This is a genomic window from Pseudotabrizicola sediminis (assembly GCF_004745575.1).
GTDB classification, from domain to species: Bacteria; Pseudomonadota; Alphaproteobacteria; order Rhodobacterales; family Rhodobacteraceae; genus Pseudotabrizicola; species Pseudotabrizicola sediminis.
Genome location: NZ_RPEM01000044.1, coordinates 1 through 1,967, shown reverse-complemented (window position 1 = coordinate 1,967; position 1,967 = coordinate 1). Strand labels below are relative to the sequence as shown.

The window sequence follows — 1,967 nt, the reverse complement described above, 5'->3', positions numbered from 1 at the left end:
GCGCCCCTTGTTGCCGAGTTTTCACACAGTCTCCGCCCTCAGCCACCTTTCCGTCCTTCGCGTCGATGATGCAGCAGCCGCGAACGTTTTCTGAGCAGGTGGAGCGTGCAGCAGTCGGTCGGCGTGGCGGTGGTCAGTCTGGACAAAAGCCCCTCGCCACAAAGGGGTGGTCAAATACGGTGGATTCTGGCCCGGTCACAACTCTGCTCCAAACTCTCTTGAATGTGCTGTCTAGACGGACGGTTCATCATCTGTTTTCATACCGTTAGGTAATAAAAGATGTGTGGCGGCTAATCCATGAAACCAACCCACGCGCAGCGAGAGTTCACCGCGACCCGTCAATTTACAGACCGGGATGATGAGCGAAACCTGTTCCTCGGGGTACTACGCGAACGGCAGGCACTGGACACCTACCGAGTGTTGTCGTGGTACGGGGTCGGCGGTCAAGGTAAGTCGGCGTTGTCACGTGAGTTCATGCGCCTCGCGGCAGAGCAAGGCGACAAGGTCGCGGCAGCACGCATCAACCTAGACGATCTGAAGATGCGGCGCGTCGAGGACGCTCTTCTGTCGATCCGACTCCAGCTCTCCCAGTCATTCGGACATCGATTTGGGGCGTTCGATACGGCCTTCGCGCGGCATTTTGTTCTCACGAACCCTGGCGTCAACATTCGGCAAAGGCATCCAGAGCTCTTCAGAGGCGAGAATCCTCTTCTCGACGATTTGATCGATTGGTCCGAGGCAGGGGTTGATGCCCTCGTCGAAGGCGTTACCCTAGCTGTTCCCGGCCTCAATCTTCTTTATAAGTATCTCAGTCGCCTTTCGTCACGCACCCGCGAGTGGTATGAACGCCGAGGTAAGGTGGTCCTGCGTGGTCTCGACGATTTCACCGCGGACGAGTTGCTTGATCGGCTTCCTAGCTACCTAGGGTCAGACATTTGCGATCTCCTTGAGCGGCGGCCACACCGTTGCCTTGTGGTCGTCGATACTCACGAAGCGCTCTGGCAGGGGCACACGAGCAAGGACCCCAACGAAGGTGGCCGCGCTGACGCTTGGCTTAGACTGTTCGTGCAGGACGCCCCTGGGGTTCTCTTTACGATCTTCGGCCGCGACAAGCTGAAATGGAGCGACATCGATTCTGACTGGAGTGAGATCGTCGAGAGCCACCTTCTCGGTGGGCTTTCCAAGGAGGACGCCGATAGCTTCTTGCGGGCCGTACCGATCTCGTCGGCAACGGTCAGGCGGTCCATCGTTGATGGCGCAAAAGGATTGCCCTTCTACCTAGATATCCAGGTCGACCTTTTTGAGCGGTTGATGATGGGAGAGAGTTACCCTGACCCACAACTGTTCGGCGGAGCGCATCCTGACATCCTCCGCCGGTTCCTTGATCATATCGGGGACGGCGAGCGAAAGGCTCTCCGGCTGGCTTCGTACCCCACGCGCCTGACCGAGGCCGTGATAAACGGTTTGGCGCAAGAGTTCTTGGGAGGGATTGGGCACGTGAACTGGGGTCAGCTTACACGCTTCAGCTTCATGCGTTCTGACGGTCAGGAGGCAGTCCTGATGCACGACGTGATGCGGGAAGACCTGCAGGCTCGCGAGCGTGAGGAGCGGCCAGAAATGTTCAGGACGGTTCATAACCATTTATTTGAACGCAACTACGCTGTGTTCCGAGATAAGCGGCCTAATGAGATTCGTTCTGAGCATGAAGAGGCCTTAGAAGCTTCACTGCATCATTGGATAGCGGCTGATCTCGATGTCGATGATGACTTTTTTTCTGCGGGGTTCAAGTCATTCATTGATGCACATAGATATGGCTGTTTAGAACGCACTTACCGATTGCTATCGAAACATCAAGCCGGGGAAACGCAACACAAGACCCTCCCGATGCGCTGGCTCCTCGCGCAGCAGATCGGCAACCAAGGTCGATACCGGGAAGCAGAAGAAGAGTTTCGCGCCATCTGGGAGAT

Annotated in this window: 1 protein-coding gene; it reads left to right on the top strand. The window is 56.6% G+C overall.

Annotation, left to right across the window (positions count from 1 at the left end):
• Positions 1-297: 297 nt before the first annotated feature.
• The coding region (locus EEB11_RS19200) for a hypothetical protein (protein WP_135434189.1) at positions 298-1,967 on the top strand (1,670 nt) is incomplete at its 3' end.